Source organism: Neisseria sp. WLZKY-1, assembly GCF_046546535.1.
In the GTDB taxonomy this organism is placed as follows: Bacteria; Pseudomonadota; Gammaproteobacteria; order Burkholderiales; family Neisseriaceae; genus Neisseria.
The window spans coordinates 12626-37848 of record NZ_JBKGTW010000019.1; the positions used below are offsets into that span (position 1 = coordinate 12626).

General features: G+C 57.5%; 34 protein-coding genes, 1 tRNA gene and 1 pseudogene. 20 read left to right on the top strand and 16 right to left on the bottom strand.

Annotated features, from left to right (window positions below; genetic code table 11):
* Positions 1-3: 3 nt before the first annotated feature.
* The 11 genes and pseudogenes from rplV to gmhB all read right to left on the bottom strand — a co-directional run bounded on the left by rplV (position 4) and on the right by gmhB (position 6467).
* Positions 4-333 carry a 50S ribosomal protein L22 gene (gene rplV / locus ACLD9W_RS06640; protein ID WP_410841286.1) on the bottom strand — a complete coding sequence of 110 codons (330 nt, stop codon included), beginning with the start codon at positions 331-333 and terminating at the stop codon, positions 4-6.
* 8 nt (positions 334-341) lie between these two features.
* Positions 342-620, bottom strand: a complete 279-nt coding sequence (gene rpsS / locus ACLD9W_RS06645) for a 30S ribosomal protein S19 (protein WP_009119027.1) — start codon at positions 618-620, stop codon at positions 342-344.
* A 5-nt stretch (positions 621-625) separates the two neighbouring features.
* A complete protein-coding gene (rplB, locus tag ACLD9W_RS06650; RefSeq protein ID WP_410841287.1) occupies positions 626-1459 on the bottom strand; it encodes a 50S ribosomal protein L2 in 834 nt (277 codons plus the stop codon).
* A gap of 5 nt (positions 1460-1464) precedes the next feature.
* Complete coding sequence (gene rplW, locus ACLD9W_RS06655; protein ID WP_410841288.1) at positions 1465-1779, bottom strand: 50S ribosomal protein L23; 315 nt, start codon at positions 1777-1779, stop codon at positions 1465-1467.
* Positions 1776-2396: a 50S ribosomal protein L4 gene (rplD, locus tag ACLD9W_RS06660; protein WP_410841289.1), complete on the bottom strand. Its 621-nt coding sequence runs from the start codon at positions 2394-2396 to the stop codon at positions 1776-1778. The genes rplW and rplD overlap by 4 nt, the downstream gene beginning before the upstream one ends.
* A complete protein-coding gene (gene rplC / locus ACLD9W_RS06665) occupies positions 2396-3040 on the bottom strand; it encodes a 50S ribosomal protein L3 (protein ID WP_410841290.1) in 645 nt (214 codons plus the stop codon). Before rplC ends, rplD begins: the two co-directional genes overlap by 1 nt.
* Positions 3041-3259: 219 nt before the next feature.
* A complete protein-coding gene (locus ACLD9W_RS06670; RefSeq protein ID WP_410841317.1) occupies positions 3260-3619 on the bottom strand; it encodes a DUF1294 domain-containing protein in 360 nt (119 codons plus the stop codon).
* 150 nt (positions 3620-3769) lie between these two features.
* Positions 3770-3907, bottom strand: a pseudogene (locus ACLD9W_RS06675) (cold shock domain-containing protein); the annotation flags it as partial.
* 82 nt (positions 3908-3989) lie between these two features.
* Positions 3990-5054: a class II fructose-bisphosphate aldolase gene (fba, locus tag ACLD9W_RS06680; protein WP_410841291.1), complete on the bottom strand. Its 1065-nt coding sequence runs from the start codon at positions 5052-5054 to the stop codon at positions 3990-3992.
* 119 nt (positions 5055-5173) lie between these two features.
* Positions 5174-5902 carry a lysophospholipid acyltransferase family protein gene (locus tag ACLD9W_RS06685; RefSeq protein ID WP_410841292.1) on the bottom strand — a complete coding sequence of 243 codons (729 nt, stop codon included), beginning with the start codon at positions 5900-5902 and terminating at the stop codon, positions 5174-5176.
* On the bottom strand, positions 5886-6467 hold the full coding sequence (gene gmhB, locus ACLD9W_RS06690) for a D-glycero-beta-D-manno-heptose 1,7-bisphosphate 7-phosphatase (protein ID WP_410841293.1): 582 nt from the start codon (positions 6465-6467) through the stop codon (positions 5886-5888). The genes ACLD9W_RS06685 and gmhB overlap by 17 nt, the downstream gene beginning before the upstream one ends.
* A gap of 176 nt (positions 6468-6643) precedes the next feature.
* Here gmhB and ACLD9W_RS06695 point away from each other — a divergent pair, with 176 nt between their 5' ends.
* The gene (locus tag ACLD9W_RS06695) at positions 6644-7315 is read left to right on the top strand and encodes a DUF4190 domain-containing protein (protein ID WP_410841294.1); all 672 of its coding nucleotides are present in this window, start codon (positions 6644-6646) and stop codon (positions 7313-7315) included.
* A 126-nt stretch (positions 7316-7441) separates the two neighbouring features.
* On the top strand, positions 7442-8521 hold the full coding sequence (locus ACLD9W_RS06700) for a glycosyltransferase (RefSeq protein ID WP_410841295.1): 1080 nt from the start codon (positions 7442-7444) through the stop codon (positions 8519-8521).
* Positions 8522-8793: 272 nt separating this feature from the next.
* On the opposite strand, the gene aat is transcribed toward ACLD9W_RS06700, so the two are convergent.
* The 4 genes from aat to ACLD9W_RS06720 form a co-directional block, all read right to left on the bottom strand.
* Positions 8794-9549 carry a leucyl/phenylalanyl-tRNA--protein transferase gene (gene aat / locus ACLD9W_RS06705; protein WP_410841296.1) on the bottom strand — a complete coding sequence of 252 codons (756 nt, stop codon included), beginning with the start codon at positions 9547-9549 and terminating at the stop codon, positions 8794-8796.
* A gap of 563 nt (positions 9550-10112) precedes the next feature.
* The gene (lptA, locus tag ACLD9W_RS06710) at positions 10113-10640 is read right to left on the bottom strand and encodes a lipopolysaccharide transport periplasmic protein LptA (protein WP_410841297.1); all 528 of its coding nucleotides are present in this window, start codon (positions 10638-10640) and stop codon (positions 10113-10115) included.
* On the bottom strand, positions 10618-11202 hold the full coding sequence (gene lptC, locus ACLD9W_RS06715; RefSeq protein ID WP_410841298.1) for an LPS export ABC transporter periplasmic protein LptC: 585 nt from the start codon (positions 11200-11202) through the stop codon (positions 10618-10620). The genes lptA and lptC overlap by 23 nt, the downstream gene beginning before the upstream one ends.
* Positions 11199-11735 (bottom strand): KdsC family phosphatase, encoded by a 537-nt coding sequence (locus ACLD9W_RS06720; protein WP_410841299.1) that lies wholly within the window; start codon positions 11733-11735, stop codon positions 11199-11201. Before ACLD9W_RS06720 ends, lptC begins: the two co-directional genes overlap by 4 nt.
* A gap of 161 nt (positions 11736-11896) precedes the next feature.
* Here ACLD9W_RS06720 and ACLD9W_RS06725 point away from each other — a divergent pair, with 161 nt between their 5' ends.
* The 17 genes from ACLD9W_RS06725 to ACLD9W_RS06805 all read left to right on the top strand — a co-directional run bounded on the left by ACLD9W_RS06725 (position 11897) and on the right by ACLD9W_RS06805 (position 22085).
* Positions 11897-12463 (top strand): NADPH-dependent FMN reductase, encoded by a 567-nt coding sequence (locus ACLD9W_RS06725; protein ID WP_410841300.1) that lies wholly within the window; start codon positions 11897-11899, stop codon positions 12461-12463.
* 215 nt (positions 12464-12678) lie between these two features.
* Positions 12679-12754: transfer RNA gene (locus ACLD9W_RS06730), tRNA-Phe, on the top strand.
* Between the two features lie 198 nt (positions 12755-12952).
* Positions 12953-14146 carry a tyrosine-type recombinase/integrase gene (locus ACLD9W_RS06735; protein WP_410841301.1) on the top strand — a complete coding sequence of 398 codons (1194 nt, stop codon included), beginning with the start codon at positions 12953-12955 and terminating at the stop codon, positions 14144-14146.
* Between the two features lie 574 nt (positions 14147-14720).
* Positions 14721-14975, top strand: coding sequence for a type II toxin-antitoxin system prevent-host-death family antitoxin (locus tag ACLD9W_RS06740; RefSeq protein WP_410841302.1), 255 nt, complete (start codon positions 14721-14723; stop codon positions 14973-14975).
* A complete protein-coding gene (locus ACLD9W_RS06745) occupies positions 14975-15388 on the top strand; it encodes a type II toxin-antitoxin system VapC family toxin (RefSeq protein ID WP_410841303.1) in 414 nt (137 codons plus the stop codon). Before ACLD9W_RS06740 ends, ACLD9W_RS06745 begins: the two co-directional genes overlap by 1 nt.
* Positions 15389-15606: 218 nt before the next feature.
* Positions 15607-15858, top strand: a complete 252-nt coding sequence (locus tag ACLD9W_RS06750) for a helix-turn-helix transcriptional regulator (protein WP_410841304.1) — start codon at positions 15607-15609, stop codon at positions 15856-15858.
* On the top strand, positions 15855-16088 hold the full coding sequence (locus ACLD9W_RS06755; protein ID WP_410841305.1) for a helix-turn-helix domain-containing protein: 234 nt from the start codon (positions 15855-15857) through the stop codon (positions 16086-16088). The genes ACLD9W_RS06750 and ACLD9W_RS06755 overlap by 4 nt, the downstream gene beginning before the upstream one ends.
* A gap of 100 nt (positions 16089-16188) precedes the next feature.
* A complete protein-coding gene (locus tag ACLD9W_RS06760) occupies positions 16189-16611 on the top strand; it encodes a Mor transcription activator family protein (protein ID WP_410841306.1) in 423 nt (140 codons plus the stop codon).
* Positions 16608-17108, top strand: coding sequence for a DUF1804 family protein (locus ACLD9W_RS06765; protein ID WP_410841307.1), 501 nt, complete (start codon positions 16608-16610; stop codon positions 17106-17108). Before ACLD9W_RS06760 ends, ACLD9W_RS06765 begins: the two co-directional genes overlap by 4 nt.
* A 255-nt stretch (positions 17109-17363) precedes the next feature.
* Positions 17364-17639, top strand: coding sequence for a hypothetical protein (locus ACLD9W_RS06770; RefSeq protein WP_410841308.1), 276 nt, complete (start codon positions 17364-17366; stop codon positions 17637-17639).
* A gap of 2 nt (positions 17640-17641) precedes the next feature.
* A complete protein-coding gene (locus tag ACLD9W_RS06775; RefSeq protein WP_410841309.1) occupies positions 17642-17911 on the top strand; it encodes a hypothetical protein in 270 nt (89 codons plus the stop codon).
* Positions 17912-18053: 142 nt separating this feature from the next.
* Positions 18054-18278, top strand: a complete 225-nt coding sequence (locus ACLD9W_RS06780; RefSeq protein ID WP_410841310.1) for a triose-phosphate isomerase — start codon at positions 18054-18056, stop codon at positions 18276-18278.
* 20 nt (positions 18279-18298) lie between these two features.
* The gene (locus ACLD9W_RS06785) at positions 18299-18463 is read left to right on the top strand and encodes a hypothetical protein (protein WP_160312016.1); all 165 of its coding nucleotides are present in this window, start codon (positions 18299-18301) and stop codon (positions 18461-18463) included.
* Positions 18450-19487 (top strand): toprim domain-containing protein, encoded by a 1038-nt coding sequence (locus ACLD9W_RS06790; RefSeq protein WP_410841311.1) that lies wholly within the window; start codon positions 18450-18452, stop codon positions 19485-19487. Before ACLD9W_RS06785 ends, ACLD9W_RS06790 begins: the two co-directional genes overlap by 14 nt.
* Positions 19488-19519: 32 nt before the next feature.
* The gene (locus ACLD9W_RS06795) at positions 19520-21253 is read left to right on the top strand and encodes a DUF927 domain-containing protein (protein WP_410841312.1); all 1734 of its coding nucleotides are present in this window, start codon (positions 19520-19522) and stop codon (positions 21251-21253) included.
* Positions 21254-21408: 155 nt separating this feature from the next.
* A complete protein-coding gene (locus ACLD9W_RS06800; RefSeq protein ID WP_410841313.1) occupies positions 21409-21771 on the top strand; it encodes a type II toxin-antitoxin system RelE/ParE family toxin in 363 nt (120 codons plus the stop codon).
* Positions 21772-21773: 2 nt separating this feature from the next.
* Complete coding sequence (locus tag ACLD9W_RS06805; RefSeq protein ID WP_410841314.1) at positions 21774-22085, top strand: helix-turn-helix domain-containing protein; 312 nt, start codon at positions 21774-21776, stop codon at positions 22083-22085.
* A 1056-nt stretch (positions 22086-23141) separates the two neighbouring features.
* Here the strand turns inward: ACLD9W_RS06805 and ACLD9W_RS06810 are convergent.
* A complete protein-coding gene (locus tag ACLD9W_RS06810; protein WP_410841315.1) occupies positions 23142-24089 on the bottom strand; it encodes a LysR substrate-binding domain-containing protein in 948 nt (315 codons plus the stop codon).
* 255 nt (positions 24090-24344) lie between these two features.
* On the opposite strand from ACLD9W_RS06810, the gene ACLD9W_RS06815 reads away from it, so the two are divergent.
* Positions 24345-25019, top strand: coding sequence for an FMN-dependent NADH-azoreductase (locus ACLD9W_RS06815; protein ID WP_410841316.1), 675 nt, complete (start codon positions 24345-24347; stop codon positions 25017-25019).
* Positions 25020-25223 lie beyond the last annotated feature (204 nt).

The following is a 25223-nucleotide window of genomic DNA, read 5'->3' on the forward strand; positions in this document are numbered from 1 at the left end:
TCCTTAGTTTTCCACTGTCAAATTTATGTGACAAGTTTGCTTTTCGATACGATTACCCCGACCCTTTGCACGAGCCTGAAACCGTTTTAACGACGCTGCCTTATCCACGAATACAGTGACAACTTTTAAATCATCAATATCAGCACCTTCGTTATGCTCCGCATTGGCAATAGCGGACTCCAATACTTTTTTGACCAATTCAGCTCCCTTTTTAGGACTAAAAGCCAAAATATTCAACGCTTGTGCGACATCCTTACCACGAATTAAATCCGCTACTAATCTAGCTTTCTGCGCAGAAATTCGTGCATTTTTGTGACTTGCAGATACTCTCATGATTCACCTTATTTCTTTTTAGCCTTTTTATCGGCCAAATGGCCTTTAAAGGTACGGGTCAATGAGAACTCACCCAACTTGTGACCAACCATGTTATCACTGATAAAAACGGGAACATGGGTTCGACCATTATGAACCGCAATAGTAAGTCCAATAAAATCGGGCAAGATAGTAGAACGACGCGACCATGTTTTTATAGGACGCTTGTCATTGTTTGCGCGAGCCGCATCTACTTTTTTTAGCAAATGCAGGTCTACATATGGACCTTTTTTCAATGAACGAGCCATATCAATTAACCTTTATTTGAGTAACGGCGGCGGACAATCATATTATCCGTGCGCTTATTATTACGAGTACGATAACCTTTAGCCGGAGTGCCCCAAGGACTTACCGGCTCACGAGCCTCACCAGTACGGCCTTCACCGCCACCATGAGGGTGATCTACAGGGTTCATAACAACACCGCGAACAGTAGGACGGATACCGCGCCAACGATTTGCACCGGCTTTGCCAATTTTCTGAAGACTTTGTTCTTCATTACCTACTTCACCGATAGTTGCACGACAATCAACATGAATTTTCCGCACCTCTCCCGAACGCAACCGGACTTGGGCATAAATCCCCTCTTTCGCCAATACAACAGCGGAAGCCCCTGCTGAACGGGCAATCTGGGCACCCTTACCAGGTTTCATTTCTATGCAATGCACGGTAGTACCCACCGGGATATTGCGAATCGGCAAGGTATTACCCGTTTTAATCGCTGCTTCTGCACCAGACAACAACACAGCACCAGCCTGGATACCTCTTGGAGCAATAATATAGCGACGTTCGCCATCTGCATAACAAAGCAGTGCAATATGGGCGGTACGGTTAGGATCATACTCAATACGTTCTACTTTAGCAGGGATGCCGTCTTTATTACGTTTAAAATCTACCACTCGGTAATGATGCTTATGACCGCCACCCTTATGACGGGTAGTGATATGACCGTTGTTGTTACGGCCTGCGGTAGAGTTTTTCTTTTCGAGCAACGCAGCATACGGTGCGCCTTTATACAAACCCTCTGTGGTAACACGAACCATACCGCGACGACCAGCAGAGGTAGGCTTCATTTTTACAATAGCCATTCCACTTATTCCTTATCTACGGTCGCAGCAGCGGATTCAAGATCAAGTTCCTGACCTTCAACCAAGCTTACATAAGCTTTTTTAACATCGCTGCGACGACCCACTGTGCGGCCAAACCGTTTGGTTTTACCTTTGGTTGTAACAGTAGTAACCGACGCAATCTGCACACCAAACAACAACTCAACAGCTGCCTTAATCTCCTGCTTAGTCGCATTAGGCAACACTTTAAAAGTCATTTGGTTGCGTTTTTCAGCTAGCATATTGCTCTTTTCAGAAACAACGGGAGCCAAAATTACTTTTGTCAAACGCTCTTGATTCATACCCACTGCTCCTCCAATTGCTGAACGGCAGCCTTAGTAATCACTACTTTTTTGTAGCGCAAAAGGCTGTAAGGATCGATTTGCTGTGCTTCCAACACCAGTACATTAGGCAAATTGCGCGAAGACAAATACAGATTTTCATCAAGCTGTTTGGTGACAAACAATACTTGTTCCAAACCAAAGTTTTTTACCTGTTCTGCAAATGCTTTTGTTTTGGGTGTTTCGGCAGACAATTCGTCAATAACAAACAACCGTTCATCACGTACCAACTGCGACAAAATGGAAGCCATACCCGCACGGTACATTTTGCGGTTTACTTTTTGGGTAAAGTTTTCATCAGGCTTATTAGGGAACGCGCGACCGCCGCTTCTCCACAAAGGAGAAGAAGTCATACCGGAACGGGCACGGCCGGTACCTTTTTGACGCCACGGCTTTTTGGTGGAATGTTTCACTTCCGCACGGGTCAGCTGGGCACGGTTGCCGGAACGGGCATTAGCCAAATAGGCAGTAACCAACTGGTGAACCAAAGCTTCATTGTATTCGCGCGCGAACAAAGCATCAGAAGCGGACAAACTACCTGCAACCTGACCTTGTGCATTGATTACTTTTAATTCCATTACGCACCTACTTTCACGCTGGGACGCACAATCACATCACTGTTTACCGCACCGGGAACGGCACCTTTAATCAACAGCAGGTTACGCTCGGCGTCAATGCGGACGATTTGCAGATTCTGAACTGTAGAACGGGTATTGCCGTACTGGCCGGCCATGCGCTGACCGGGGAATACGCGACCGGGATCCTGTGCCATACCAATGGAACCGGGGACACGGTGGGAGCGCGAGTTACCGTGAGAAGTGCGCTGGGAATCAAAGTTGTGGCGCTTGATGGTACCGGAGAAACCTTTACCTTTGGAGGTACCGGTAATATCCACCAACTGGCCTGCTTCAAACAAAGCGACGGTCACTTCGCCGCCGGCTTGCAGCTCGGCCAATTTTTCTGCAGAAACGGCAAATTCAACCAAACCGCGACCTGCTTCCACGCCTGCTTTCGCAAAGTGGCCAGCTTCGGCTTTGTTGACACGGTTTGCCTTTTTCTGACCGAAGGTAACCTGAACGGCGGTATAGCCGTCGGTATCTTCGGATTTCAGTTGAGTGACGCGATTCGGAGTCATTTCCAACACGGTTACCGGAACAGAAGCACCCTGTTCGTCGAACACGCGGGTCATACCGACCTTGCGTCCAACCAGACCTAAAGTCATGATTATTTTCCTTAAATTAAAGGGATCAGCTACGATTGGCTGACCATTTGGACAAAAATATAACCTTGGCGCAAAAGGCCAAGGCGCGCACTATACTATATTAGCGGCTGTATTTTCAAGGAAAAAATTCTGTTTTTTGTTATTGTGAAGCAAACGGAAAACAGGCCGTCTGAAAACGTGTGCTGCTGCGCTCTGCTTTCAGACGGCCTGTATGGTTTTTTACCGGCCGCCAAAGACTGCAAGCAAAGGAGGATGGGCAGCAAAATACAGTAAAGCTGCCGCGTTCAGAAAAACCGTTATGAAAAACACTCTGCGGAAAGACGCTTTCTGTGATTTGTGGCGGAGATATGCCTGCGCCAGCAGCGCGCCGCCCCAACCGCCTGCGAGGGACAGTATATGCAGCGTGCTTTCTTGCGTACGCCATCCGCCCGTCTGCGCCGCATATTTGTCGAAATCATAGGCGTAAAAAGTGATACACCCGGCCAGCACATACCAGCCGAATATCAGCCACGACAGTTTGCCGAAAGCACATAAGGCAGCAAGGGCGGCGTAAAGGGCAATAACAATCAGCAGTTGCACCGCTTGGCCGGACTCAAAGGCTTCTTGCTGTTGCTGTCGCAGCCGTTCCCTATTCCGCCTTTCCGTTTCCTTGCGCTCTACGAAAGCCTGCTCCTGCACCCGCACGGCCTGCAATCGGCCTTTGCGTTCGGCCGTCTGAAACACAACGCGCTCACCCGTCTGCGGCCGTCTGCCGGCACAAAATTCGCTGATATGGAAAAACAGCTCTCGCCCGTCGGCATCGCTGCGGAGAAAGCCGTATCCTTTGTCGTCCTGCCAGCGGACAACCGTTCCCGTTTGTTGCTTCATTATTTTTCACTTCTCATCAAGGCTGAGGCCGTCTGAAAACCACCAAACAGCTTTTCAGACGGCCTCTTACCCGTTTCGACGTTTAACCGATGATTTGGTTCAACTCGCCTTTGGCATAGCGGTCGGCCATTTTTTCCAACGATACCGGTTTAATTTTCGCCGCCTGACCTTCGCAACCGAAGGCCAGATAACGGGCGACGCAGACTTCCTTCATCGCATTGATGGTTTTCGCCAAATATTTGCGCGGGTCGAACTCCGACGGGTTTTCGGCCAAAAAGCGGCGGATGGCGCCGGTGGATGCCAGGCGCAGATCGGTGTCGATGTTGACTTTGCGCACGCCGTGTTTGATGCCTTCGACGATTTCTTCCACGGGCACGCCGTAGGTTTCGCCGATGTTGCCGCCGTATTCGTTAATCACTTTGAGCCATTCTTGGGGAACGGAGCTGGAGCCGTGCATCACGATGTGGGTGTTGGGCAGGGCTTGGTGGATTTCTTTGATGCGGTCGATACGCAACACATCGCCTGTGGGCGGGCGGGTGAATTTGTACGCGCCGTGCGAAGTGCCCACGGCAATCGCCAGCGCGTCCACGCCGGTGTCTTTCACAAAGCGCACGGCATCTTCGACGCTGGTGAGCATTTGGTCGTGCGACAGTTTGCCCACCGCACCGACGCCGTCTTCCTCGCCCGCTTCGCCGGTTTCAAGGTTGCCCAACACTCCGATTTCGCCTTCAACCGATACGCCGCAGGCGTGGGAAAACCTGACGACGGTGCGGGTAACTTCGGCGTTGTATTCGTAGGACGCGGGCGTTTTGCCGTCTTCCATCAGCGAACCGTCCATCATTACCGACGAAAAACCAAGCTGGATGGAGCGTTGGCACACGTCGGGCGACGCGCCGTGGTCTTGGTGCATGACGACGGGAATGTGCGGAAATTCTTCGACGGCCGCCAAAATCAGATGGCGCAAAAAAGGCGCGCCGGCATATTTGCGCGCACCGGCCGAAGCCTGCACGATAACGGGCGCATTGACCGAATCGGCGGCTTCCATAATGGCGCGCATTTGTTCGAGGTTGTTGACGTTGAAGGCGGGCAGGCCGTAGCCGTTTTCGGCGGCATGATCGAGCAGCTGGCGCATGGAGACGAGTGCCATGGGAAACTCCTGAAATATGTTGACTAGTAAGCGGTTGAAAGACCCGGATTATAGCAAAAGATAAAAGGCCGTCTGAAACCTTTCAGACGGCCTTTATATTGCGGCGGTACGGGTTTGGTTTACGGCGTCGGCCGCGCCATCGGCCCTTTGCCGTTGATTTCGAGCTGGCGTTCTTCTATCCATTCCTCGCAGCGGCGGATAAGTTCCGTTTCGCTGCCGCTGTCGTAGCGGATGACCGGGCCGACAATCACGTCCACCGTGCCGGGGTATTTCAAAAACGAGTTTTTCGGCCAAAACTCGCCGCTGTTGAGGGCGACGGGCACCATGTCCATTTCAAACAGCTTGGCCATCCGCGCCGCGCCGCTTTTGTAACGGCCTTTGCTGCCGGGGGCGACGCGCGTGCCTTCGGGGAAAATGGTAATCCAGTAGCCCTCGTCGCGCCGCTCCTTGCCCTGTTTGGCCAACTGCGCGCTGGCCTGCGCGCTGCCGCGTTCGATGCCTATGGTTTTGACGATTTTCAAGCCCCAGCCGAAAAAGGGGATTTTGAACAGCTCGCGTTTGGCGACGAACACCTGGTGCGGGAAGATTTCCTGCAGGGCCAGGGTTTCCCAGCCGCTTTGGTGTTTGGCGCAGATGATGGACGGCCTGTCGGGTATGTTTTCGGCGCCGACAAGGCGGTATTTGAGGCCGACAACGTTTTTCAGCGACCACATCAGCACCTTCACCCACTGCTGGCCGACCCAAAACGCGCCGTTGGGTATCAGCGCGCCCAAGAGCAGGAAGGGAAACATGGCGACGAGGCTGACGACGAGTATCAGCCAGTAGAGCAGGTTACGCGCAAGCAGCATGGTCGGCCTCCGTTTCCTGTTTTTCCTTGTGCATCAGGTATTGGGCGAAGGCGGCGAGATCGTCGAAAATCTGCGTGCCCTGCGGCAGATCGCCCGCGTGTTCCTCCAGCGTTTTCTTTCCTTTGCCGCTCAACACCAGCACGGGACGGCCGCCGACGGCCGCCACGGCCTGCAAGTCGCGCAGGCTGTCGCCCACCATATAAACCTCGGCGGCTTTGGCGTTGAAGCGGCCGATGATGTCTTCCACCATGCCGCTTTTGGGCTTGCGGCAGTTGCAGTCGGCGGCGGCGGTGTGCGGGCAGAACCAGATGCCGTCGATTTCGCCGCCGGCCTGCCGCACCAGCTTGTGCATTTTGGCGTGCATTTCGTTCAACTGCTGCATGGTAAAAAGGCCGCGGCCGATGCCGGACTGGTTGGTAGCGACGGCAACGGTGTAACCCGCTTGGGCGAGGAAGGCGATGGCGTCCATGCTGCCTTCGAGCGGCACCCACTCGTCGGCGGATTTGACGAAGTCGTCGCGGTCGCGGTTGATCACGCCGTCGCGGTCGAGAATAATCAGTTTCATAAGGGTTTCCGGAAAATCGTGCGGCATTTTAGAGCCTGAACGGGGGCTGTCAAGGCTTTGAGGCCGTCTGAAAGCGGGGATTCAACGAAGTCGGAACGGGGCAGACGACGTCTCGGTATAAAGACAGAATGCGGTTATAATGCGCGCTTTGCGCCGCCAACGACACGGAAACCGCCATGAGCCAGACCGACCGACAGCCCTCCTCCCTGCGCCGCGACAATATTTTCGCCCCCTCCAGCCTGATCTGCGGCATTTTGGCCTGGACGCTGCTGCCGCTGCTTGCCGCTCCCGCCGCCATGCTGGCCGGACACATTGCCTACGCCAAAAGCAAACGCCTCGGCGTGGGCGGGCGCGGCATGGCGCTGGCGGGCATGGCGCTGGGCTATTCGGGCCTTGCCGCCGCCGCCATGCTGATCGGCGTGCTGCTGGCGCTGCCCGAAGGCAAATCGCTGTTTCCGCAGGAAGCCGCCGAACAGCCCGCGCAGGCTGCCGCGCCCCAACCGAAGCCGCGCGCCGCCAAACCCGTTGCCGTTGAAGAAAAACCGTTGCCGCCCGTTATTCCGCCGCAGGCCGAGGCTATATTGGCGGCGCAGCACGCGGTGGCCGAACGGCTGGCGGCGGGCGAGTCGCTCGACGAAATCAACGAAGGCTTCCCGCTCGACGAAGAAGACCGCCGCTACTGGCAGAACATCGAAGCGCGGCAGGGCACGGTAATCATCACGCCCAAGCCCGACGCCCGGGGTTTCTCCCGCCAAATCATGCTGCTTTCGGCACAGGAAAACGGCCGCCTCACTTGGACGTGCATCGGCGAACTGGAAAAAAGCGTCGAACAAACCGTCTGCCGCTGAACAATCGTGAAACAACACGGGCGGCCGTCTGAAAGCGCACATCCCCGCCGCCTTTTCAGACGGCCTTTTTTCAGACGGCCTCAGGCCGTCTGAAACCTTAAAAGCAATCGAAAACAAAGGCCAAGCATGAAAATCATCCTCGCCACCTCCATGCGCGGGCTGGGCGGCACGGAAACCGCCAGCCTGCGTTTGGGCGCCCTGCTCGCGCGGCGCGGCCACGACGTCGTCCTCGCCGCCTCCGACGGCCCGCTCGTCGCACAGGCGCAGGCGGCAGGAATCCGTTGGCAGCCCCTCGATTTCTACGGCGGCGCGGCAGGCTACCTCAAAGCCGGCTGGGCGTTTGCCAAACTGCTGCGACGCGAGCGGCCGCACATCGTCCACTGCCAGATGGCGCGCATCGTCCCCGCCTGCGCCCTCGCCGCCAAAGCCGCCGCGCCGCAGACCAAAACCTTCTACCACGCCCGCGGCCTCGACGCCGCCACCTATCCCAAAATCGCCCGCCTGTTCGCCCGACTCGGCGTTTTCCTGATCGCCAACTGCCGCCACGAGCGCGACAAATTCATCCGCCACGGCTTCCCCGCCGATCGCGCCGCCTACACCTACAACGCCCTGCCGCCGATACCCGCCGCGCCGCAGAAAACGCCGCGCAGCCACATCGCCCTCGGCACGCTGTCGCGCTTGGACAAAGTCCGCGCCGTCCACCTCACCCTCGATGCCTTCGCCCTCCTCCTGCAACGCGGCCTCAATGCCCGCCTGCACATTGCCGGCGAAGGGGAAGAACGGGCCGCGCTCGAAGCGCAGGCCGCCGCCCTGGGCGTGGGCGGACGCGTCTCCTTTCTCGGTGCGGTGCGCGATTTGGACGCCTATTTCGCCGCTACCGACATCCTGCTCAACACCCCCGACCTGGCAGGCGACCACGGCGCGGGCGTCGGCAACAACATCCTCGAAGCTGGCCTCTACGAAACCGCCGTCGTCAGCTACGACGTGGCCGGCATCGCCGAAATGGTGGAAAACGGCGTCACCGGCTACTGCACCCCGCTGCGCGACAGCACCGCCTTCGCCGCCGCCGTCGAAACCCTCGCCACCGACCCAGCCCTGCGCCGCCGCTTCGGCAGCGCCCTGCGCCGCCGCGTCACCGCCCTCTGCTCAGACGACGAAATCTACCGTACCACCCTCGCCGCCTACCACATGGCCGACAAAACGTAAACGCGCCCGCCCGCAAGCGGCAACGGCAAAAGGCCGTCTGAATTTTTCAGACGGCCTTTTGCCGTTTAAAAAACGGCGTGCGGGAAAACTGCAAACGTCCGTCAGTGGCAGATAAAGCGAAGGCCGTCTGAAAGATTCAGACGGCCTCCACTTGCCGACCCGTTACCGAGCATACGGAGCAGCGGAGAAACCTCATCCGCAGGAATCAGGCCGTCTGAACCCTTTTTAACTTCGTTGAAGCTCCGCTTTCAGACGGCCTTTCGCTCTTTAATTTAAAGAGCCACCGCTCCACGTCCGCCCGCGCCGCCCGTATTGTCCGCCACCACCGCAGCGCCAATGTCCGCAGCCAAAGCCTGCGCGTTCAGCGTACGCAAGGCCGTCTGAAAATCCGAAAAATCCATGGTTTGCGAACCGAAGCGGCGCAGGTGATCCGTGTCCTGCTGGCAGTCGATCAGCGCGATGCCGCAGCGGGCGAGAAAGGGAACGGCGCAGGCAAAGGCGGTTTTCGACGCATCGGGCGCGTCGGCAAACATCGATTCGCCGTAAAACACACGCCCGATCTGCACGCCGTAAAACCCGCCCGCCAGTTTCAGACGGCCGCAGCCGTCGGGCAGAAAACACTCGAAAGAATGCGCGTGCCCCAGCCTGTGCAGCGCCGTGTAGGCCGTCTGAAACTCGGGCGCAATCCATGTGCCGTCCTGCCCCGGGCGAGGTTTGGCGGCACAGGCGGCGACAACGTCGGCAAAACGGCGGTTGGCGGTAACAAGATAAGGTTTGTTGCGCAGCGTCTTCGCCAGCGAACGGCCGACGCGCAGATTCTGCGGCAGCAGCACCGCCCTCGGCGCAGTGGCAAACCAGTAGAACAGCCCGTTTTCGGAAAACCACGGAAACACGCCCGCGCGGTAGGCCGCCAGCAGCCGCCCCGTGTCCAAATCGGCGCTGACGCCCACCAGCCCGTCCCTTTCGACAAGGGCGCGGGCGGGATCGGGAAAACGGTAGTCGAGCGGCGGAAGAAAGGGAACGGTCATGGCGGCAGCCTGCGGAAAAAAGGGCGATTGTATCGGTTTCAGCGGAACAGAGGCCGTCTGAAACAGCGGCCGCCATATTCATTATCCGTTTGCGCAGAATGGTCGGGGCGCGGCAGTTGCCGCTGCAAAAATATCGGACGGGATACGGCGGCTGCCCAAAAGGCGTTTCTGCAAAATACCGCTCCCGCCCAAACCCTCCTCCGCGCGCGGGCTGGACAGAGGCGCAGGTAAGGAAGCGGAAATTCAGGAACAGCAAAAAAGGCCGTCTGAAAAGGCCGTCTGAAAACAAAGCTTCAACGAAGTTAAAACCTGATATTCGGGCTTTCAGACGGCCTTTTTACTTCGATCCGCATACCTTCCGCATACCTGCTGCGGCAACATTTGCAGCTTGTGCGGCGGACAAGCGGTTTGGCAAACCGCCACTCCCTCCCCTGCCTTCCCCCCGCGCTTTGGTGCAGAGCCCGCGCGGGAGGAAGTGAGATGCGGCGGCGGTATGCAGAGGCCGTCTGAATCCCCTAAACAGGGCTTTCAGACGGCCTCTTGCGTGCTCAGGGCGGCGCGTTTTATTTTTTGTTTTTGCCCATGCTGTCGGGCTGGATGACGACGCTAACGCGTTTGCCCGCTTTGCCGCCCGCCGCTTTGCTGCCGCTGACGGTGTAGACCTCGGTGCGGGTGTTGTAGGTGATGACCGCGCCTTCGGCCTTGTCGCCGCCGCGCGTGACTTTGGCGTTGCCGCTGAGGCGGACGACGTTGGTGGCGGAGGAGTATTCGACCTGCGAGGCTTCGCCGTTGACCGTGCCTTTGCCGCCGTCGAGGGTTTGGCCGAAGCGCACGGGGCTGCCGCTGGCTTTCATGTGCTGCTGGCCGTCGTCGCTGCGCACGACGTTGACGCTGGCGGCGCGGATGTTGAGCGTGCCTTGTTTGATGGAGACGTTGCCGCTGAAGGTGGTGGAGCGGTTTTTCTGGTCGAGCTCGCCCTGGTCGGCTTCGATTTCGATGGGTTGTTTGCGGTCGCTTTCGAGGGCGTGCGCCTGGGCGGCGGCAAGCAGGAGGACGGCTGCGGCGGCGTTAAGAAGGGTTTTTCGGGTCATAAACGGTGGCTTTCACTCGTGCGGGCAGTTTGAGCAGCCCTTGGTTGTAGTCGTAGGTCATGCCGTCGGCCGTGCCTTGCGATTGGCCGTAGGCAAACTGCACGGGGCGGTCGGTGGCGGCGGTTTTAGCGGCGGTGTCGACGGTGAGGCGGTCGGTGGAAAGGCGGCCTGCGGGTTTGCCGCCGAAGGCTTCTTTGGTCAGCACCACTTGGTTTTCAAACAGGATTTTGCGGCTGTCGACGGTGTAGCGCGCTTCTTCGCTGCCGACTTGGTAGGCTTTTTTTCCTTGGGCGTACACTTGCAGCAGAGGCCGTCTGAAAACGATTTCTTTGCCGTTCGGGTATTGCCGGGCGGATTCGGCGTCGAGCTGTTCCTGCAGATCGCCCTGTTTGTCGAAACGCCTGCCCGCGATGCCTTCCATCAGGTATTGCGGTTCGTTGGGGTTGAGGGCGGTTTCTTCGACGGTGACGGCGCTGATGCGGTCGAGCCAGGCGGACAGGCCGCCGAGCGCGCCTGCCAAAACCAGCGGGAAAAGCCAGCCGTAACTGCGTTTGCCGCTCATTTGACGTACTCCGCAAGGGCGGCATCCAGCGTGCCCTGTGCCTGCATGATGAGGTCGCACAATTCGCGCACCGCGCCTTGGCCGCCGCTGCGTTGGGTGACGTAGGCGGCATGGCGTTTGGCAAACCAATGCGCTTCGGGCACGGCGACGGGCAGGCCGCAGCGCACCATTACGGGCAAATCGACCACGTCGTCGCCGATAAAGGCGCATTCGTCTTCGGCCACGCCCGCCTGTTCGCGCAACTCGGCATAGGCGGCGCGTTTGTCGTGTATGCCTTTGAAGTAATAAGTGATACCGAGCTGGCGCACGCGCACGCCGACGGAGGGGGCGTCGCGGCCGGTAATGATGGCCGTCTGAACGCCGCTTTGCTGCAGCATTTTCAGGCCGTGGCCGTCGAGGGTGTGGAAGGATTTGATTTCTTCGCCGTCGTCGCGGATGAAAATCCGCCCGTCGGTGAGCACGCCGTCCACGTCCATCACCAGCAGTTTGATTTTGGCGGCGCGTGCCTGTAATTCGGGTGTCAGTGTCTGCATATCCGCCCCTTTCAGACGGCCTCGAAAAGGCGGCATTTTAGCATTGAAACAGCATCTCGTCCGTCTGCGCGCCGCGCTTGCACCTTATGGTTTTTACAATTATTATCATTGCCGTCCCCGCCTTAGGCGGATTCGTTTACCCATCAGAAAAGGAAAGCAAAATGGCGAAAAAAGTCAGCATCTTGGTCGGCAGCCTGCGCAAAGGCTCGTTTGCCCGCAAAATCGCACAAAACACCATCTCCATGTTCCCTGCAGGCTATGAGGCCGAAATCGTCGAAATCGGCCACCTGCCGCTCTACAACTTCGACTACGACGACCCGAACGAAACCGATTTCCCCACGCCCGAAAGCTACACAGCCTTCCGCGAAACCATCAAAGCGTCCGACGGCGTGCTGTTCGTTACCGCCGAAAACAACCGCACCGTACCCGCCTGCCTGAAAAACGCCGTGGACATCGGCTCGAAACCGAATGCCGACGTTGCCTGGAAAAACACCCCCGCCGGCATCATCAGCCACTCCGTCGGCAAAATGGGCGGCTACAGCTCGCAGAAAAACCTGCGTCTCGCCCTATCCTACTTCAACATGCCGCTCACCGGCCAGCCCGAAGTCTTCCTCGGCAACTCGCCCACCCTGTTTGACGAAAACGGCAAACTCACCGAATCGGCGCGCGGGTTCGTCCAAGGCTACATCGACCAACTCGTCGCCCTGATTGAGAAAAACCCGAAATAAACAAACAAGCGGCAAAAAGGCTGTCTGAAAACAGGTTTCCACTTCGTTGAAACTTCGCTTTCAGACGGCCTTTTGCGCCACGCGGCATGGCGCAGCAGCACGGAATAAACTTCCCTGCCGAATTAAAGCATGAAAAATATTAGCCACTTATGGATTTTTGTAAAATATTCCTTGCCTCTCGGTTACGGACATGATTTAATGCCGTCTTTCCGCAAGGCCAGATAGCTCAGTTGGTAGAGCAACGGATTGAAAATCCGTGTGTCGGCAGTTCGATCCTGCCTCTGGCCACCACTAACCGCTTTTCAGCGGTTATTTTTTTGTCTAACGCCGTCTAACGCCGTAAACCAAACGCCCGATACACAAGGCTTTGCGCCTGATTCAAGCTAATCCCGCCGTCTAACGCCGTCCAATCCCGTCTAATTGAAGCAACCAATTTCAGGGGGTATATTTGGGGGTATCCCGAAATACCCCCGAAAAAATACCCCCAAAATGCCCCTAAACGACCGCCAAATAAAGAACGCCAAGCCCGCCGAAAAGCCCTACAAGCTGACAGACGGCGGCGGCCTGCATTTGGCCGTTACCCCCGCAGGCGGCAAGCTGTGGCGGCTGAAATACCGCATCGGCGGGAAAGAGAAATTGCTTTCAATCGGCAAATACCCCGCCGTTTCCCTGCTGGAAGCCCGCCAAGCCGCCGAACAGGCGCGGGCGGATTTGGCTAAGGGCATCGACCCCGCCGCCACCAAGCAACAGGCCAAAGCAGAGCGGCAGGCGGCGGCTTGCAATACGTTTGAAAACATCGCCCGCGAATGGCACGCCTACCAGTTGCCAAGCTGGACACCTGCCCATGCCGCCAAAGTTTGGCGCAGCTTTGAGGCGGATATTCTGCCCGCCATAGGCAAAGAGCCGATAAACGGCATTTCCGTCAAACAGGTTCAGGCCGTGATTGAAAACGTGGCCAAGCGCGGCGCATTGGATACGGCAGCCACCGTCTTGCAGCGCATTAAAGCCGTCTTCAACTACGCCATACGCACCGAGCGGGCGGAAAACAATCCCGCCGTACCGCTGACGGGCGTGATCAAAGCACCCAAACAAAAACACCAGCCCGCTTTGCCGCAATCGGAACTGACGGAGTTTTACCGCCGCTTGCTGCACGAAAACATCAAGCAGCCCACCCGTCTGGCCATGCTGATCATCATGCTGACCTTTGTCAGGGCGGGCGAACTTCGCAAAGCGGAATGGGCAGATTTTGACTTTGAAGCGCGGGAGTGGCGCATACCTGCCGAAAAAATGAAAATGAAAGCCCCGCACATCGTGCCGCTGGCAGATTGGACGCTGGAACTGCTGCAAGAGCTGCACGCCCTTACAGGCCACAGCCGCTATCTGTTTCCCGCCGTCGGCAACCCTGACAAGCCCATGAGCGAAAACACGTTGAGCTACCTCACGGGGCGCATGGGTTACAGCGGCATTGCTACCCCGCACGGCTTCCGCAGCTTGGCAACAGACGTCTTGAACGAAAACGGCTACCCGCCAGACGTGATAGAACGGCAGCTTGCCCATGTGGAGCAAAACAAAGTGAGAGCGGCATACCACCGCACGGAATACCTGCCGCAAAGGCATGAAATGCTGGCATGGTATGCGGAATTTCTGCGGCGGCACTATGAAGCGGCCAAAAAGCCTGCATGAATCAAGGCTGTATCCATATGAAAACTTAGTAAAACCTAAGCTCCGGCGCCCGCAATACCGGCGCTTTTTTCTGCCAGCCTGAAAAACGCTATACGCGCGAGAAAACGCGTTTTTAGTGGTTACAGTGGTTACACTTCTCTGAAAGCCTTTATCCATGCGGGTTTGCGCGTAACCACTTAACTAAATTTATGTGGTTACATAGTGGTTACAGTGGTTACACTTTTGTTTGCGGCCTGCTTTTCAGACGACTGGAAAAGCCAAACCGCCGCAAATGCGCCTGTATTGCAAAATACGGGGATTTCCGCCTGATAGCTATCCTACCCATTACCCGCCATCCGAACAGCCCTAAAAACGCAGCCACACGCCTGCAAGCGGCATTTGCACACCCGAAAACCGAAACGGACACCAGCCAAACAGAAAAACCGCCCCGAAAGGCGGCTTTTTTTGCCCGTTGTCCGCAATCGGCCATGACGCGGCCAATTATGCGGTCTGTATCCAACCGCGAATAACGCCGCCCCATCCCGTCCAATGCGCTATAATCCCGTATCAACTTCGATACAGAAAAGGCCGCGCCATGAAGATTTACAGCAGCCGCGAATTTAACCAGCGCACCAATCAGGCACAAAAGGCCGCCCATGCCGCCCCCGTGCTGATAACCAACAGAGGCCGCCCCGATTTGGTTTTGATGAGCCATGCGGAATTTCTGCGGCTGTCCGGCAAGCCAAAAAGCATACTTGAAGCCCTTGCCGCCCTGCCCGATGCCGCAGACATCGAGCTAGAAATCCCGCCGCGCAGCACCGCGCAACGCCGTCCCGTGGAGCTGGATTAATGTATTTGCTGGACACCAACGTAATCAGCGAAATGCGGAAAATCCCGCGCGGCACGGCAAGCGCGGGCTTGGTTGCATGGCTGGCAGGGCAGAGACAAGACGACCTGTACACCTGCGCCGTTGTTTTGATGGAGCTGGAAAGAGGCGTTTTAGGCATGGAGCGCAAAGACAAAGCGCAGGGCGCGCGCTTGCGGGCATGGTTTGACGGAGTAAAGCAGATTTTCAGCGGGCGCATCCTGCCCGCAGATGCCGAAACCGCCGCCGTCTGCGCCGCCCTGCACATCCCCGATAAAGCCCCTGAAAATGACGCATGGATAGCGGCAACCGCCAAGCAGCACCGTTTGGTTTTGGTTACCCGCAACGCCGCCGACTTCAAACGCACGGGCGTGAAACTGTTTGACCCGTTTGAGTGAAGGCCGTCTGAAACCGCCGCCCGCAGAAATGCGGGCTTTTTTACGCCCGATTAAAAGGCCGTCTGAAACACCATTCAGGCGGCCTTTTGCTTTCCCCAAGTTCCGACCGGGCGAGGCAAAAAAAAGTGGCGTTTGTACTGAAACGCAACTTTGCGGGGAAAGCCGCCCGCCCGCCTACTATCCGCCCCGTGTCCAACGCAATGAAACGGAAAGCAACCATGCACAAACAAAACACAGCCGCCGAAAAGCCCGCCGCCCCCGTCATCCTGCGCGTCAAGCAGGTTGCCGAGCGGTTGAGCATTTCCCCCTCCGCCGTTTGGTACAAATCCAACCCCAAAAGCCGACACCATGACCCCGCCTTCCCTAAGCCGTTCAAGGTATCGGCAAGCGTTACTGGATGGCTGGAAAGCGAAGTAAACGCCTATATCGGCCGCTTGGCAGCCGCACGCAACAGGGAGGGGAGCGCATGAAACCCGCAGCCCATCCCTTCAAACCCGACAGCCAAAACGCCCAAATACTCGCCATCCTGCAAAGCGGGCAGAGCCTCACCCACTATCAGGCCGCGCAGATGGGCATTATGGCCTTTACCACGCGCATCCACGAAATCAGGGCGGCGGGCTTCCCCGTTGTCTGCACCATGTCCGCCCATGAGAACAAGCACGGCAAAACCGTCAAGCGCGGTGTTTATACGCTGGCATAACTGCAATTCTTGCCGTTTTATTGCGTGAAATACCGTTTTCAAGCAATAACATGGCGATTCAAATCAGCAACCACCCCCTAACCTTTTCGGATTGGAAAACATGAAACTGCCCAAACTCACACCCGAAAACCTGCCGACTGTCCGCCCCTACCTGCCCGATACCTTTCTGCAACTGGAAACCGTGGCCGGTACGCAAACCGCCCTGCTGCTGGTGTCCGAGCATGGCGGGGAACAATACCCCGTTGCCAAAGGCGCAACGGTACAAGGCAGGCGGTGTAACGCCCGTCTTGCCGCCCTTGTCGGTGAAGCCGCCGCCCTGCGCCTTGCCGCCGCCTACGGACAACAGCGCGGCATTGCCATACCGGCATGCCGCAAGGCGCGGGAAGTGCTGCGCAACCGCGAAATCCGCGCCGCCTACGATATGGCGGAAGGTTCGGGCATGGGTATGACCCCCGCCGCCCTTGCCCGCCGCTACGGATTGAGCCAGAGGGCAATCTTCAACATCCTCAAGCGCAACGAATGAAAGGACAAACCATGCATCACGAAACGACACGCCAAGCACTGCGCAGTGCCTACGTCAACGGCGCAAACATGGAAACGGCGGCGGCAGACTGCGGGATATGCCTGCGAACCGCCTACGCATGGAAGGCCGAGGCCAAAGCGGCGGGCGACGACTGGAACAGACTGCGGGCAGCCCGCGCTTTGGAAGACGTGGAAACCGTCACGCAAGACATCGTCCGCCGCATGACGAATATTTACGCGCAGACGGCGGAAGAGCTGTACGCCGATACACAGACACCGGCAACCAAGCGCGCCGAAGTGCTGGCGACGCTGGCCGACGCGCTGACCAAAACCGTAGCCGCCAACAAGCGGATGATGCCGCAGGCTTCCGCCCTGGCGCAGTCCGTGCATACCCTGCAACTGCTGACCGTCTTTACAACGGAGCATTTCCCGCAGCACGCCGCCGCGCTGGCCGAAATTATCGAACCTTTCGGCGAAGTGCTGGAAAAGTCCGTCTGAACTTGACAACCCCCCCGCAGAGATTGCAGAATCACGGCCTCTCTCTCCAAAAAATCACGCCCGAATCGGCAGGGTGAAACGCCGATTTTTCACGCCTATATCTTTCAGGCCGTCTGAAAACTTTATCAGGCGCAGCCGTCAAGCTATGGCGGTGTCTGCCAACCGTAAGGCGCAGGCTGGTGTCGTGATACCAGAGAGAGCACCGCCCCCAATTTGGGGATTCTCAAACTCTCAAAAAATCACGGAGGCCAAATCATGGCAAACCCCACCCGCGCCGACGCGCAAAACCCGTCTTTCCCCATTTCTTTCAGCCTGTATTGCCAAATTGCCGACGGCCTGAACGAACTTGCCGCCTTTGTGCAAAACGTCCAAACCATCAAGGCCACTGTTTTCAGCCTGTTGCCCGACGACTGCGCCCCCCTGATTAAAGCGCAACTGACTATGTTGGACGGCTTGGCAGAGGACGCCGACGCCATCGGCGCGCGGGACATCTGCACAGCCCTTTGCCGTGCCGAAGCAGGGGAGGCGTAAACATGAAAACTTCTATCCAATCCCCCGAAAAAACCATCACCATCCCGCACGAGCTTTACTGCCAAATTTCCGACGCCCTTTTGCGCCTTGGCAACTTCGCCTTTCATGCGTCCGTTATCGCGGACAACCTCAAAACCTGCGAGCAAAACGGCGGCAAAGGCACATGGAGCAATATCACCATGCTTGGATGCCTTGCCGAAGACGCCGACAACATTTGCGGGCAGCGGTTAGCAGACGAAATTTGCAACGTTGCCGCCGAACAAGGCTGCTAATCCCCCATTCCCGCCCCGCACAGGCTTTCAGACGGCCTTTTGCGGCGCGGGGTATATCTACCCCTTTCCCACCCCCCAAACCCCGCCAAAAGCGCACACAAAGCCCTTATTGCGCCCGTTGTACGGGGAGAAAGGCAAAACAATGTTTATCGCCGTCGTATCCATCCCCAACCCCAAAGCCCGCGCGGGCGAAGCCTTCACACACGTTTGGGCAACGCTTGGCGCATACCCCACCCCCGAACAGGCGCAGGCCGCCATTGACCTCTACGCCGCAAAAAACCCCGTACAGGAAAGCCGTATCAGCCAAACCCTGCCGCGCTTTTTCTTTCAGGGCGCAAGCCCCGAAAGCATGGGCATCCTGCCATAAACCCCCGAAAGGAGAACGCAATGAGCGGCAAAAACGAAGCCCGCATACAGGAATGGGTAACGGCACAAATCGAAGCCCTGCCCGCCGACGCAACGGAAACCGATTTGCTGTTGGCACTGTTTCCGCCCGATTGGGACACATTGGGAGAACCACCCGAAAGGAGCGAAGCGCATGAAACCCTTTGACCTGTCCGACCTCAAAGCCGCCGCGCAAGGCCGCTGGCCTGCCATCCATGCCGCGCTAGGCATCCCGCAAGAGCTGCTGAATACCCGCAAGCATCAACCCTGCCCAAACTGCGGCGGGCGCAACCGCTACCGCTACACCAACCACCAAGAGAGCGGCGGCTACATCTGCAACCAATGCGGCAGCGGCAGCGGCTTTGACCTGATTATGCTGGTGTTTGGTTACAGCTTTACGGAATCTGTAAATCAGGTTTCCGCCCTGCTTGGCATGGCAAGGCCGTCTGAAAACCGCCCCGCCCCGCGCATCGCCCCCGCCGCCGCACCGAAAGCCGAACGGGACAAACTGCCCGAACTGGCCGCCCTGTTCGACGCCGCCGCCCCCTTGGCCGACAGCCCCGCCGCCCTGTACCTCAAAGGGCGCGGCCTTTCAGACGGCCTTTTCATGCAATGCGCCGATTTGCGTTGCCATCCCGCCCTGCCCTACTGGACACAGCGCGGCGGCAAGCCTGAACGAATCGGCAGCTTTCCCGCCCTGCTGGCCGCTGTCCGTACCCCTGACGGCACACTGCAAGGGCTGCATAAAACCTATCTTCAAGCCGACGGGCGCGGCGGATTCTGCAAGTTTGCGGGCATCCATCCCGATACCGGCGAAGCCCTGCCCGCCAAGAAAATGGCCACCCGATACGCGGGAGCGTTTACAGGCGCAGCCGTGCATTTGGGCAGCCCCGACGCGCAAGGCCGCATCATCGCCGCCGAAGGCATAGAAACCGCCCTGGCCGCATGGCAGCTTTTCGGCATCCCCGCCATCGCCGCCCTGTCCGCCCACGGCCTGCAATCCCTGCAATGGCCGTCTGAAACGCAAACCCTGCTGATTGCCGCCGACAACGACCACAGCCAAACAGGCAAGAAAGCCGCCGAAGCCCTGACCCGCCGCGCCGCCCGCGCAGGCATAGGCGGCGGCGTATGGCAGCCTGAAAACCCTGAATCCGACGCGCTGGACGTTTGGAACGAGAGAAACAAGGCGTAGGCATATGCCTACACCCATGAAAGGAAACGACAATGAAAGCAGCAAACGACCCCGCCGCCGACTTTGAACCCGTGGCCGCCCGCCCCTACTTCGAGTGCAAAAGCAGCGGCGTTTACTACATCCACACCGAAACCGACAAAGATGGCCGCATTATCGAAAAGCCGCCCCTGCGCCTTTCAGACGGCCTCGAACTGATAGGGCGCGGCATCGACGCCAACGGCGGCCACTACCGCGTAATCCGCTGGCGCGACGCCCTGACCCGCCAAAGCAAAACCGCCGCGCTGGCAATGGCCGACATCGGCACGCCCCCATGTTGGCAGCGCCTGCAAGGCTACGGCCTGACCGTCATGAGCGGGCGGCGCAAGCGCGAACTGCTGGCCGACTACCTGCAAACCGACGGCAAAACCACCCCTTACACCGTCACCAGCAAAGCAGGCTGGCAGAGCGGCGCGTACATCCTGCCCAGCGGCGAAATCCTTTCAGACGGCCTTAAAGCCTCCCGCGTCATCTACAACGGCGACACCAGCCAAGCCCCTGCCTACACCCAAAGCGGCACGCTGCAAGACTGGCAACAGCATATTGCCCGCTACGCCGCAGGCAACAGCCGCCTGCTGCTGGCAATCGGCACGGCACTGGCCGCCCCGCTTCTGCACCTTTTGGACGAGCAAAACGGCGGCTTCCACATCTACGGCGATTCATCCGACGGCAAAACCACCGCCGCCCTTGTCGGCCTGTCCGTCTACGGCAGCCCTAACGCCCTCAAAGCCGCATGGCGCGGCACGGATTTGGGCTTTTCCAACCTAGCCCTTGCCCGCAACGACGGCCTGCTGGTGTTGGACGAAATCGGCGAAGCCCACCCGCGAACCGTCAGCAAAACCGCCTATTCCGTTATCAACGGCAAATCCAAAACACAGGGCGCGAAAGACGGCGGCAACAGGGAAGGGCAGGAATGGCGCGTACTGCTGTTTTCAACGGGAGAATACGCCCTAAAAAACTACATGGAGCGGGCGGGCGAAACATGGGAGGCAGGGCAAAACGTGCGCCTGCCGAGCATCCCCGCCGCCACACTGCACGGCATTTACGAGAACCTGCACGGCTTTCCCAACGGCGCGGCCTTGTCCGACCACCTCAAAGCCGCCGCCCAGCAATACCACGGCACGGCAATCCGCGCATGGGCGGCCAAACTGCAAACCCTGTCCGCCGACACCATCCGCGCCGCCTTTGCCGCCTTTCTTGCCACCCTGCCCGAACTGAACGGCCAAGCCTACCGCATCGCCCGCCGCTTCGCCCTGGCCGCCGCCGCGTTGGAGCTGGCCGCCGACATTACAGGCCTGCCCGCAGGTATCGGCACGGCGGGAATCAAACAGTGTTTTGACGACTGGCTGGCCGTCAACGGCACGGGCAAATACGAAGACAACGAGATAATCAAACGCATGGCCGACTTCATGAACCGCTTTGCCGATTCCCCCCGCTTTGCCCAATGGAACGACCCATACACCGACCGCAATCACGCAGGTTACAGACGGCCAAACCCCGATGCGGCACTAAACGCCGCAGGCATAGATGAGTTTTGGATAATCCCGCCCGTGCTGGCCGACGAAATCCTAAACGGCGCGGACATATTCAAGGCCTGCATAGTGCTACATAAATCAGGCTGGTTAATACGCCCCGAAAACGGTAGGGGCTGGAAGTTCCAGCGCAAAAACAAAGGCCGCTTTTACGTCTTTCAAGGAGCAGAGCCGCCCGAAACGGACGGACAAGAGTAAAGGCCGTCTGAAAGCCTTTTTAAAGCACTCCGAAAAACCCAAACACCAGCCCCGCCGCCGGTGTTTTTTATTGCCGACCGCATACACAGCAATGCATCGGATTAGACGGCAACAGGCAACGCCGATATAATGCCCAGCATTACAGAAAGAACAGCATGCGGATATTCAAAAACAGATACATAACCCGATTTGCCGCCAAACAAGGAATTACAGACGCAGACTTGCGCGAAGCCGCCGAAAGGGCAGATAACGGCCTGATAGACGCCGATTTAGGCGGCGGCGTTATCAAGCAGCGCATAGCCCGAAAAGGACAGGGCAGAAGCAGCGGCTACCGGAGTCTGATTATTTTCAGAAAGGGCGACAAAGCCTTCTTCATGCTGGTATTTGCCAAAAACGACCGCGCAAACATCAGCCGCGAAGAACTGACCGAATTAAAGGCCGCCGCCGAAATCATGCTTGCAATGACCGATACGCAAATAGCGGCAGCTATTGAAAACAGCACACTGACGGAGATATAACCATGAAATACAAAAGCGAAGTTTTCGCCGCCATACATGACACCGCGCAAGGCCTGCACCAAGCGGGCGTAATCAGCGATACGGAAATGAAGCGTTTTGACAAATCATGCCTAACCAAAGCCGAGCCGCTGACAGGCGAACAAATCCGCGCCATCCGCGAACATGAAGACCTGACACAGGCCGCCTTTGCCATCCATTTGAACGTAGGGAAAAACCAAGTTTCCGATTGGGAGCGGGGCATAAAAAAACCCAGCGGCGCGGCCTTGAAGCTGCTGACACTGGTAAAAAACAAAGGCATTGAAGCCATCATGTAGGCAGCCCGCACGGGCAGCCGCCGATTTGCCTCAAACACCAAGCCGCCGCAAAGGCGGCTTTTTGCCACCATTCAAGAAAACCGCTCCGCCAAATTCAAGATAATGCCCAAAGAGGAGCAGCCAAAAAAAACACCAGCCGCCAAACAAGGCGGCTTTTTTGCGAGGTTAACAAAAACCTACTTTATTCAGGCGGCCAAACCCGCCCGCCCAATCATCAACAAACAGGAAACAATCAGGCGAAAAATGCGCCGATTGTTGAATTTCAAAAACGCTATACGCGCGAGAAAATGCGAAAAGTGTTGTTACCGTTGTTACCCAACCGTGCTAATTACTGAATATATTGAATAAAATGACCCTGAAAGGCCGTTTTTATGTTGTTACCTTTGTTGTTACCGTGTTGTTACCGCTTTATAATCAATAACTTGAAAGCATAACTGACAGAGGTAACAACACGGTAACAACGTCATTTGTCATATGTTGTTACCTTTTTACATATACAAATCAGTAACTAACAGCGCGGTAACAACGGTAACAACGGTAACAACGGTAACAACACATTTTTTATATTTATACGCTTTTTTTGCCGCCCGCCTGACTGCCTCCCCTTGCCTGCCTATTTGACCGCAGACCACCCCGCCACACCCTGATAGAACAGAAAAACCGCCCACGCCGTTGCCAAGCCATGCCGACCGTGAAAAAATCCCGCCATACAGGGAACGCATACGGCGGGATGAATCGGGATACGGAGGGATAGTCAAAAAAACAACAAACCACCCCAAAAACCGCCTGACCTTTGCAAAATGGGGGTATTTTTGGGGGTATTTTATAATTTGATGAAAAAATTATTTATATAAATCATGTGTATAATCTCTGATTTCGATAGAGCCTCTGCCACCAATAACCGCTTTTCAGCGGTTATTTTTTTGTCTGACACCTTCTAATCGTGTCATTCATAGCACAACATTTATCGGAAATTGCCGTATGCCGTTCTTGTTTGTCTTGGCGGCATTCCCATGCAGAACAACGATCAGGCCGTCTGAAAGCCCGCAGCAGCTTTCAGACGGCCTTTTGATTGAAAACCGCTGCGGCATTACGGCAAAAGCGTGCCGCAGTCATTGTCGGCCGTTTGCGACAACCACCCCACCACCCCACCACCGCACGCACCGCGGGCGACAGCACAACGCCGGCGGTGCGGCACAGATAATAGGGTTGGCCGGGCAGGATAATATCCGACACGCTTTGCAGCAGGCCGAGGCGGAATTCTTCGGCCAGCAGGCTGCGGCCGAGCAGGGCGACGCCTTGTCCGGCCAGGGCAGCCTGAATCAGATGGCCGGCGTCGGAATAGCGGGTGCCGCCCTGCATGGTATGCGGCGGAACGCCTGCCGCCTGCGCCCAAGCCGTCCAGTCGGCGGCGCCCTGCGGTTTGTGCCAGTCCAGATGCAGCAGCGGCCAGTTTTGCGGTTTGGCGGGCAGCTTGACGGCCAGCGCGGGAGCGGCTGCGGCGGTAAACGATTCGTCAAACAGCGGCACCGCTTCGATGCCGGGCGCCGTGCCGCCACCGTAGCGCACCGCCAAATCGGCTTCGCCCGCCGCGAGATCGGTGGGGCGGTAATCGGTGCGGATGTGCAGCTCGACATCGGGGCAGGCAGCCTGAAAAGCGGCAAGGCGCGGCACCAGCCAGCGGGCGGCGAACTCGGGCGTGAGCGCCAGCACCACGCGCCTACGCTCGGGGCGGCGGATGCGTTCGGCGGCTTGGGCGATGGCGGCAAAACCGCTGCTGACGGCTTCGGCAAGCACCCGCCCCTCGACGGTCAGCACCACGGCGCGGGTGCGGCGCTCGAACAGCGCTTTGCCCAACTGTGCTTCCAGCGTGCGGATGCGGTGGCTGATGGCGGTGGCGCTCAGCGAAAGTTCGGCAGCGGCGGCTTTGAAACTGCCCAGCCGCGCCGCAGCTTCAAAGGCATGCAGCGCACCGAGGGAAAAAGGAATGTGGTTCACAGGCATAGATATAGTGAGTCAAAATGAAAAAGATACAAGACAGCAAGCCGCAGACAGTACAGGCAGTACGGGGCAGGTTTTCTTGGCATTTTTAATGCCGTAGAAAACCGCCCTCTTCGAGCTAAGGCGCAGCAACGCCGTAGATTTTTCATTTGGGCTCACTATGGATGAAAAAATCGCGTTTATCGGCTGCAAAAACACCATTTTTCGCGGCATTTGCCAAGCGGCAAAATCGCCGCCTCATTGATTAGGAGACAGCGAATGACCACGATTTTACACATTGATTCCAGCGCCCGCAGCGGCATTTCCGGCGAAGACGCCTACGGTTCGCACACCCGCCGCCTGAGCGCGCGCTTCGTCGAACGCTGGCGCCAGGCGCGCCCCGACAGCCGCATTGTTTACCGCGACGTCGGGCAAAACCCGCCTGCGCCGGTGAGCGGCCGCTGGATACACGCTGCATTCACCCCGCCCGAAGCGCGCGAGCCGTGGATGAACGAAGTGCTGCGCGAAAGCGACGCGCTGGTGGACGAACTCATCGCTGCCGACATCATCGTGGCCGGCGTACCGATGTATAACTTCGCGCCGCCCGCCCAGTTCAAAGCCTATATCGACAATATCGTGCGCGTCGGCCGCACCTTCGGCTTCGACCGCAGCCGCGCGGGCAAACCCTACTGGCCGATGCTGGCGGACGCAGATAAACGTCTGCTGATTGTCTCCGCCCGCGGCGACTACGGCTACGACAGCGGCCAGGCGGATTACGCCAACCACGTCGAAGCCTCGGTGCGCACCGCCTTCGCCTACATCGGCATTACCGACGTGCAAAGCATTGCGGCGGAATACGACGAATTCGGTGGTGAGCGTTTGCAGCAGTCGCTGGCGGAGGCGGAAAGCGCCGTGGCGCGCGTGGCAGATGAATGGCTGGCGCAAACGGCTTGATTTCCGCGATGGTAAAGGCCGTCTGAAAACCCAAAAAACGCTTTCAGATGGCCTTTTGCTGAAACAAGCACGCCGATGATGCAAAACCGAGTGTGGTAAATGCGTAGCAACTGTATTTTTCACCCCGTCGGGCAAAAATACCAAAACTCAAATCAAGCCGTTTGGATACCGTTTTCGGTGGTACCGTTTTCGGCAAAATAATCA

Excerpts from the sequence above, each read along its gene's own strand:
- gmhB (WP_410841293.1), bottom strand. The coding sequence starts at position 6,467 with ATGAAACTGATTATTCTCGACCGCGACGGCGTGATCAACCGCGACCGC.
- ACLD9W_RS06765 (WP_410841307.1), top strand. The coding sequence starts at position 16,608 with ATGAAAGGACAAACCATGCATCACGAAACGACACGCCAAGCACTGCGC.
- rplV (WP_410841286.1), bottom strand. The coding sequence starts at position 333 with ATGAGAGTATCTGCAAGTCACAAAAATGCACGAATTTCTGCGCAGAAA.
- rplD (WP_410841289.1), bottom strand. The coding sequence starts at position 2,396 with ATGGAATTAAAAGTAATCAATGCACAAGGTCAGGTTGCAGGTAGTTTG.
- ACLD9W_RS06760 (WP_410841306.1), top strand. The coding sequence starts at position 16,189 with ATGAAACTGCCCAAACTCACACCCGAAAACCTGCCGACTGTCCGCCCC.
- ACLD9W_RS06695 (WP_410841294.1), top strand. The coding sequence starts at position 6,644 with ATGAGCCAGACCGACCGACAGCCCTCCTCCCTGCGCCGCGACAATATT.
- rplC (WP_410841290.1), bottom strand. The coding sequence starts at position 3,040 with ATGACTTTAGGTCTGGTTGGACGCAAGGTCGGTATGACCCGCGTGTTC.
- rpsS (WP_009119027.1), bottom strand. The coding sequence starts at position 620 with ATGGCTCGTTCATTGAAAAAAGGTCCATATGTAGACCTGCATTTGCTA.
- fba (WP_410841291.1), bottom strand. The coding sequence starts at position 5,054 with ATGGCACTCGTCTCCATGCGCCAGCTGCTCGATCATGCCGCCGAAAAC.
- ACLD9W_RS06815 (WP_410841316.1), top strand. The coding sequence starts at position 24,345 with ATGACCACGATTTTACACATTGATTCCAGCGCCCGCAGCGGCATTTCC.
- rplW (WP_410841288.1), bottom strand. The coding sequence starts at position 1,779 with ATGAATCAAGAGCGTTTGACAAAAGTAATTTTGGCTCCCGTTGTTTCT.
- ACLD9W_RS06770 (WP_410841308.1), top strand. The coding sequence starts at position 17,364 with ATGGCAAACCCCACCCGCGCCGACGCGCAAAACCCGTCTTTCCCCATT.
- ACLD9W_RS06735 (WP_410841301.1), top strand. The coding sequence starts at position 12,953 with ATGCCCCTAAACGACCGCCAAATAAAGAACGCCAAGCCCGCCGAAAAG.
- lptA (WP_410841297.1), bottom strand. The coding sequence starts at position 10,640 with ATGACCCGAAAAACCCTTCTTAACGCCGCCGCAGCCGTCCTCCTGCTT.
- ACLD9W_RS06810 (WP_410841315.1), bottom strand. The coding sequence starts at position 24,089 with ATGCCTGTGAACCACATTCCTTTTTCCCTCGGTGCGCTGCATGCCTTT.
- ACLD9W_RS06790 (WP_410841311.1), top strand. The coding sequence starts at position 18,450 with ATGAAACCCTTTGACCTGTCCGACCTCAAAGCCGCCGCGCAAGGCCGC.
- ACLD9W_RS06740 (WP_410841302.1), top strand. The coding sequence starts at position 14,721 with ATGAAGATTTACAGCAGCCGCGAATTTAACCAGCGCACCAATCAGGCA.
- aat (WP_410841296.1), bottom strand. The coding sequence starts at position 9,549 with ATGACCGTTCCCTTTCTTCCGCCGCTCGACTACCGTTTTCCCGATCCC.
- ACLD9W_RS06805 (WP_410841314.1), top strand. The coding sequence starts at position 21,774 with ATGAAATACAAAAGCGAAGTTTTCGCCGCCATACATGACACCGCGCAA.
- ACLD9W_RS06775 (WP_410841309.1), top strand. The coding sequence starts at position 17,642 with ATGAAAACTTCTATCCAATCCCCCGAAAAAACCATCACCATCCCGCAC.
- rplB (WP_410841287.1), bottom strand. The coding sequence starts at position 1,459 with ATGGCTATTGTAAAAATGAAGCCTACCTCTGCTGGTCGTCGCGGTATG.
- ACLD9W_RS06755 (WP_410841305.1), top strand. The coding sequence starts at position 15,855 with ATGAAACCCGCAGCCCATCCCTTCAAACCCGACAGCCAAAACGCCCAA.
- ACLD9W_RS06795 (WP_410841312.1), top strand. The coding sequence starts at position 19,520 with ATGAAAGCAGCAAACGACCCCGCCGCCGACTTTGAACCCGTGGCCGCC.
- ACLD9W_RS06800 (WP_410841313.1), top strand. The coding sequence starts at position 21,409 with ATGCGGATATTCAAAAACAGATACATAACCCGATTTGCCGCCAAACAA.
- ACLD9W_RS06700 (WP_410841295.1), top strand. The coding sequence starts at position 7,442 with ATGAAAATCATCCTCGCCACCTCCATGCGCGGGCTGGGCGGCACGGAA.
- ACLD9W_RS06750 (WP_410841304.1), top strand. The coding sequence starts at position 15,607 with ATGCACAAACAAAACACAGCCGCCGAAAAGCCCGCCGCCCCCGTCATC.
- ACLD9W_RS06685 (WP_410841292.1), bottom strand. The coding sequence starts at position 5,902 with ATGCTGCTTGCGCGTAACCTGCTCTACTGGCTGATACTCGTCGTCAGC.
- ACLD9W_RS06720 (WP_410841299.1), bottom strand. The coding sequence starts at position 11,735 with ATGCAGACACTGACACCCGAATTACAGGCACGCGCCGCCAAAATCAAA.
- ACLD9W_RS06725 (WP_410841300.1), top strand. The coding sequence starts at position 11,897 with ATGGCGAAAAAAGTCAGCATCTTGGTCGGCAGCCTGCGCAAAGGCTCG.
- ACLD9W_RS06780 (WP_410841310.1), top strand. The coding sequence starts at position 18,054 with ATGTTTATCGCCGTCGTATCCATCCCCAACCCCAAAGCCCGCGCGGGC.
- lptC (WP_410841298.1), bottom strand. The coding sequence starts at position 11,202 with ATGAGCGGCAAACGCAGTTACGGCTGGCTTTTCCCGCTGGTTTTGGCA.
- ACLD9W_RS06745 (WP_410841303.1), top strand. The coding sequence starts at position 14,975 with ATGTATTTGCTGGACACCAACGTAATCAGCGAAATGCGGAAAATCCCG.
- ACLD9W_RS06785 (WP_160312016.1), top strand. The coding sequence starts at position 18,299 with ATGAGCGGCAAAAACGAAGCCCGCATACAGGAATGGGTAACGGCACAA.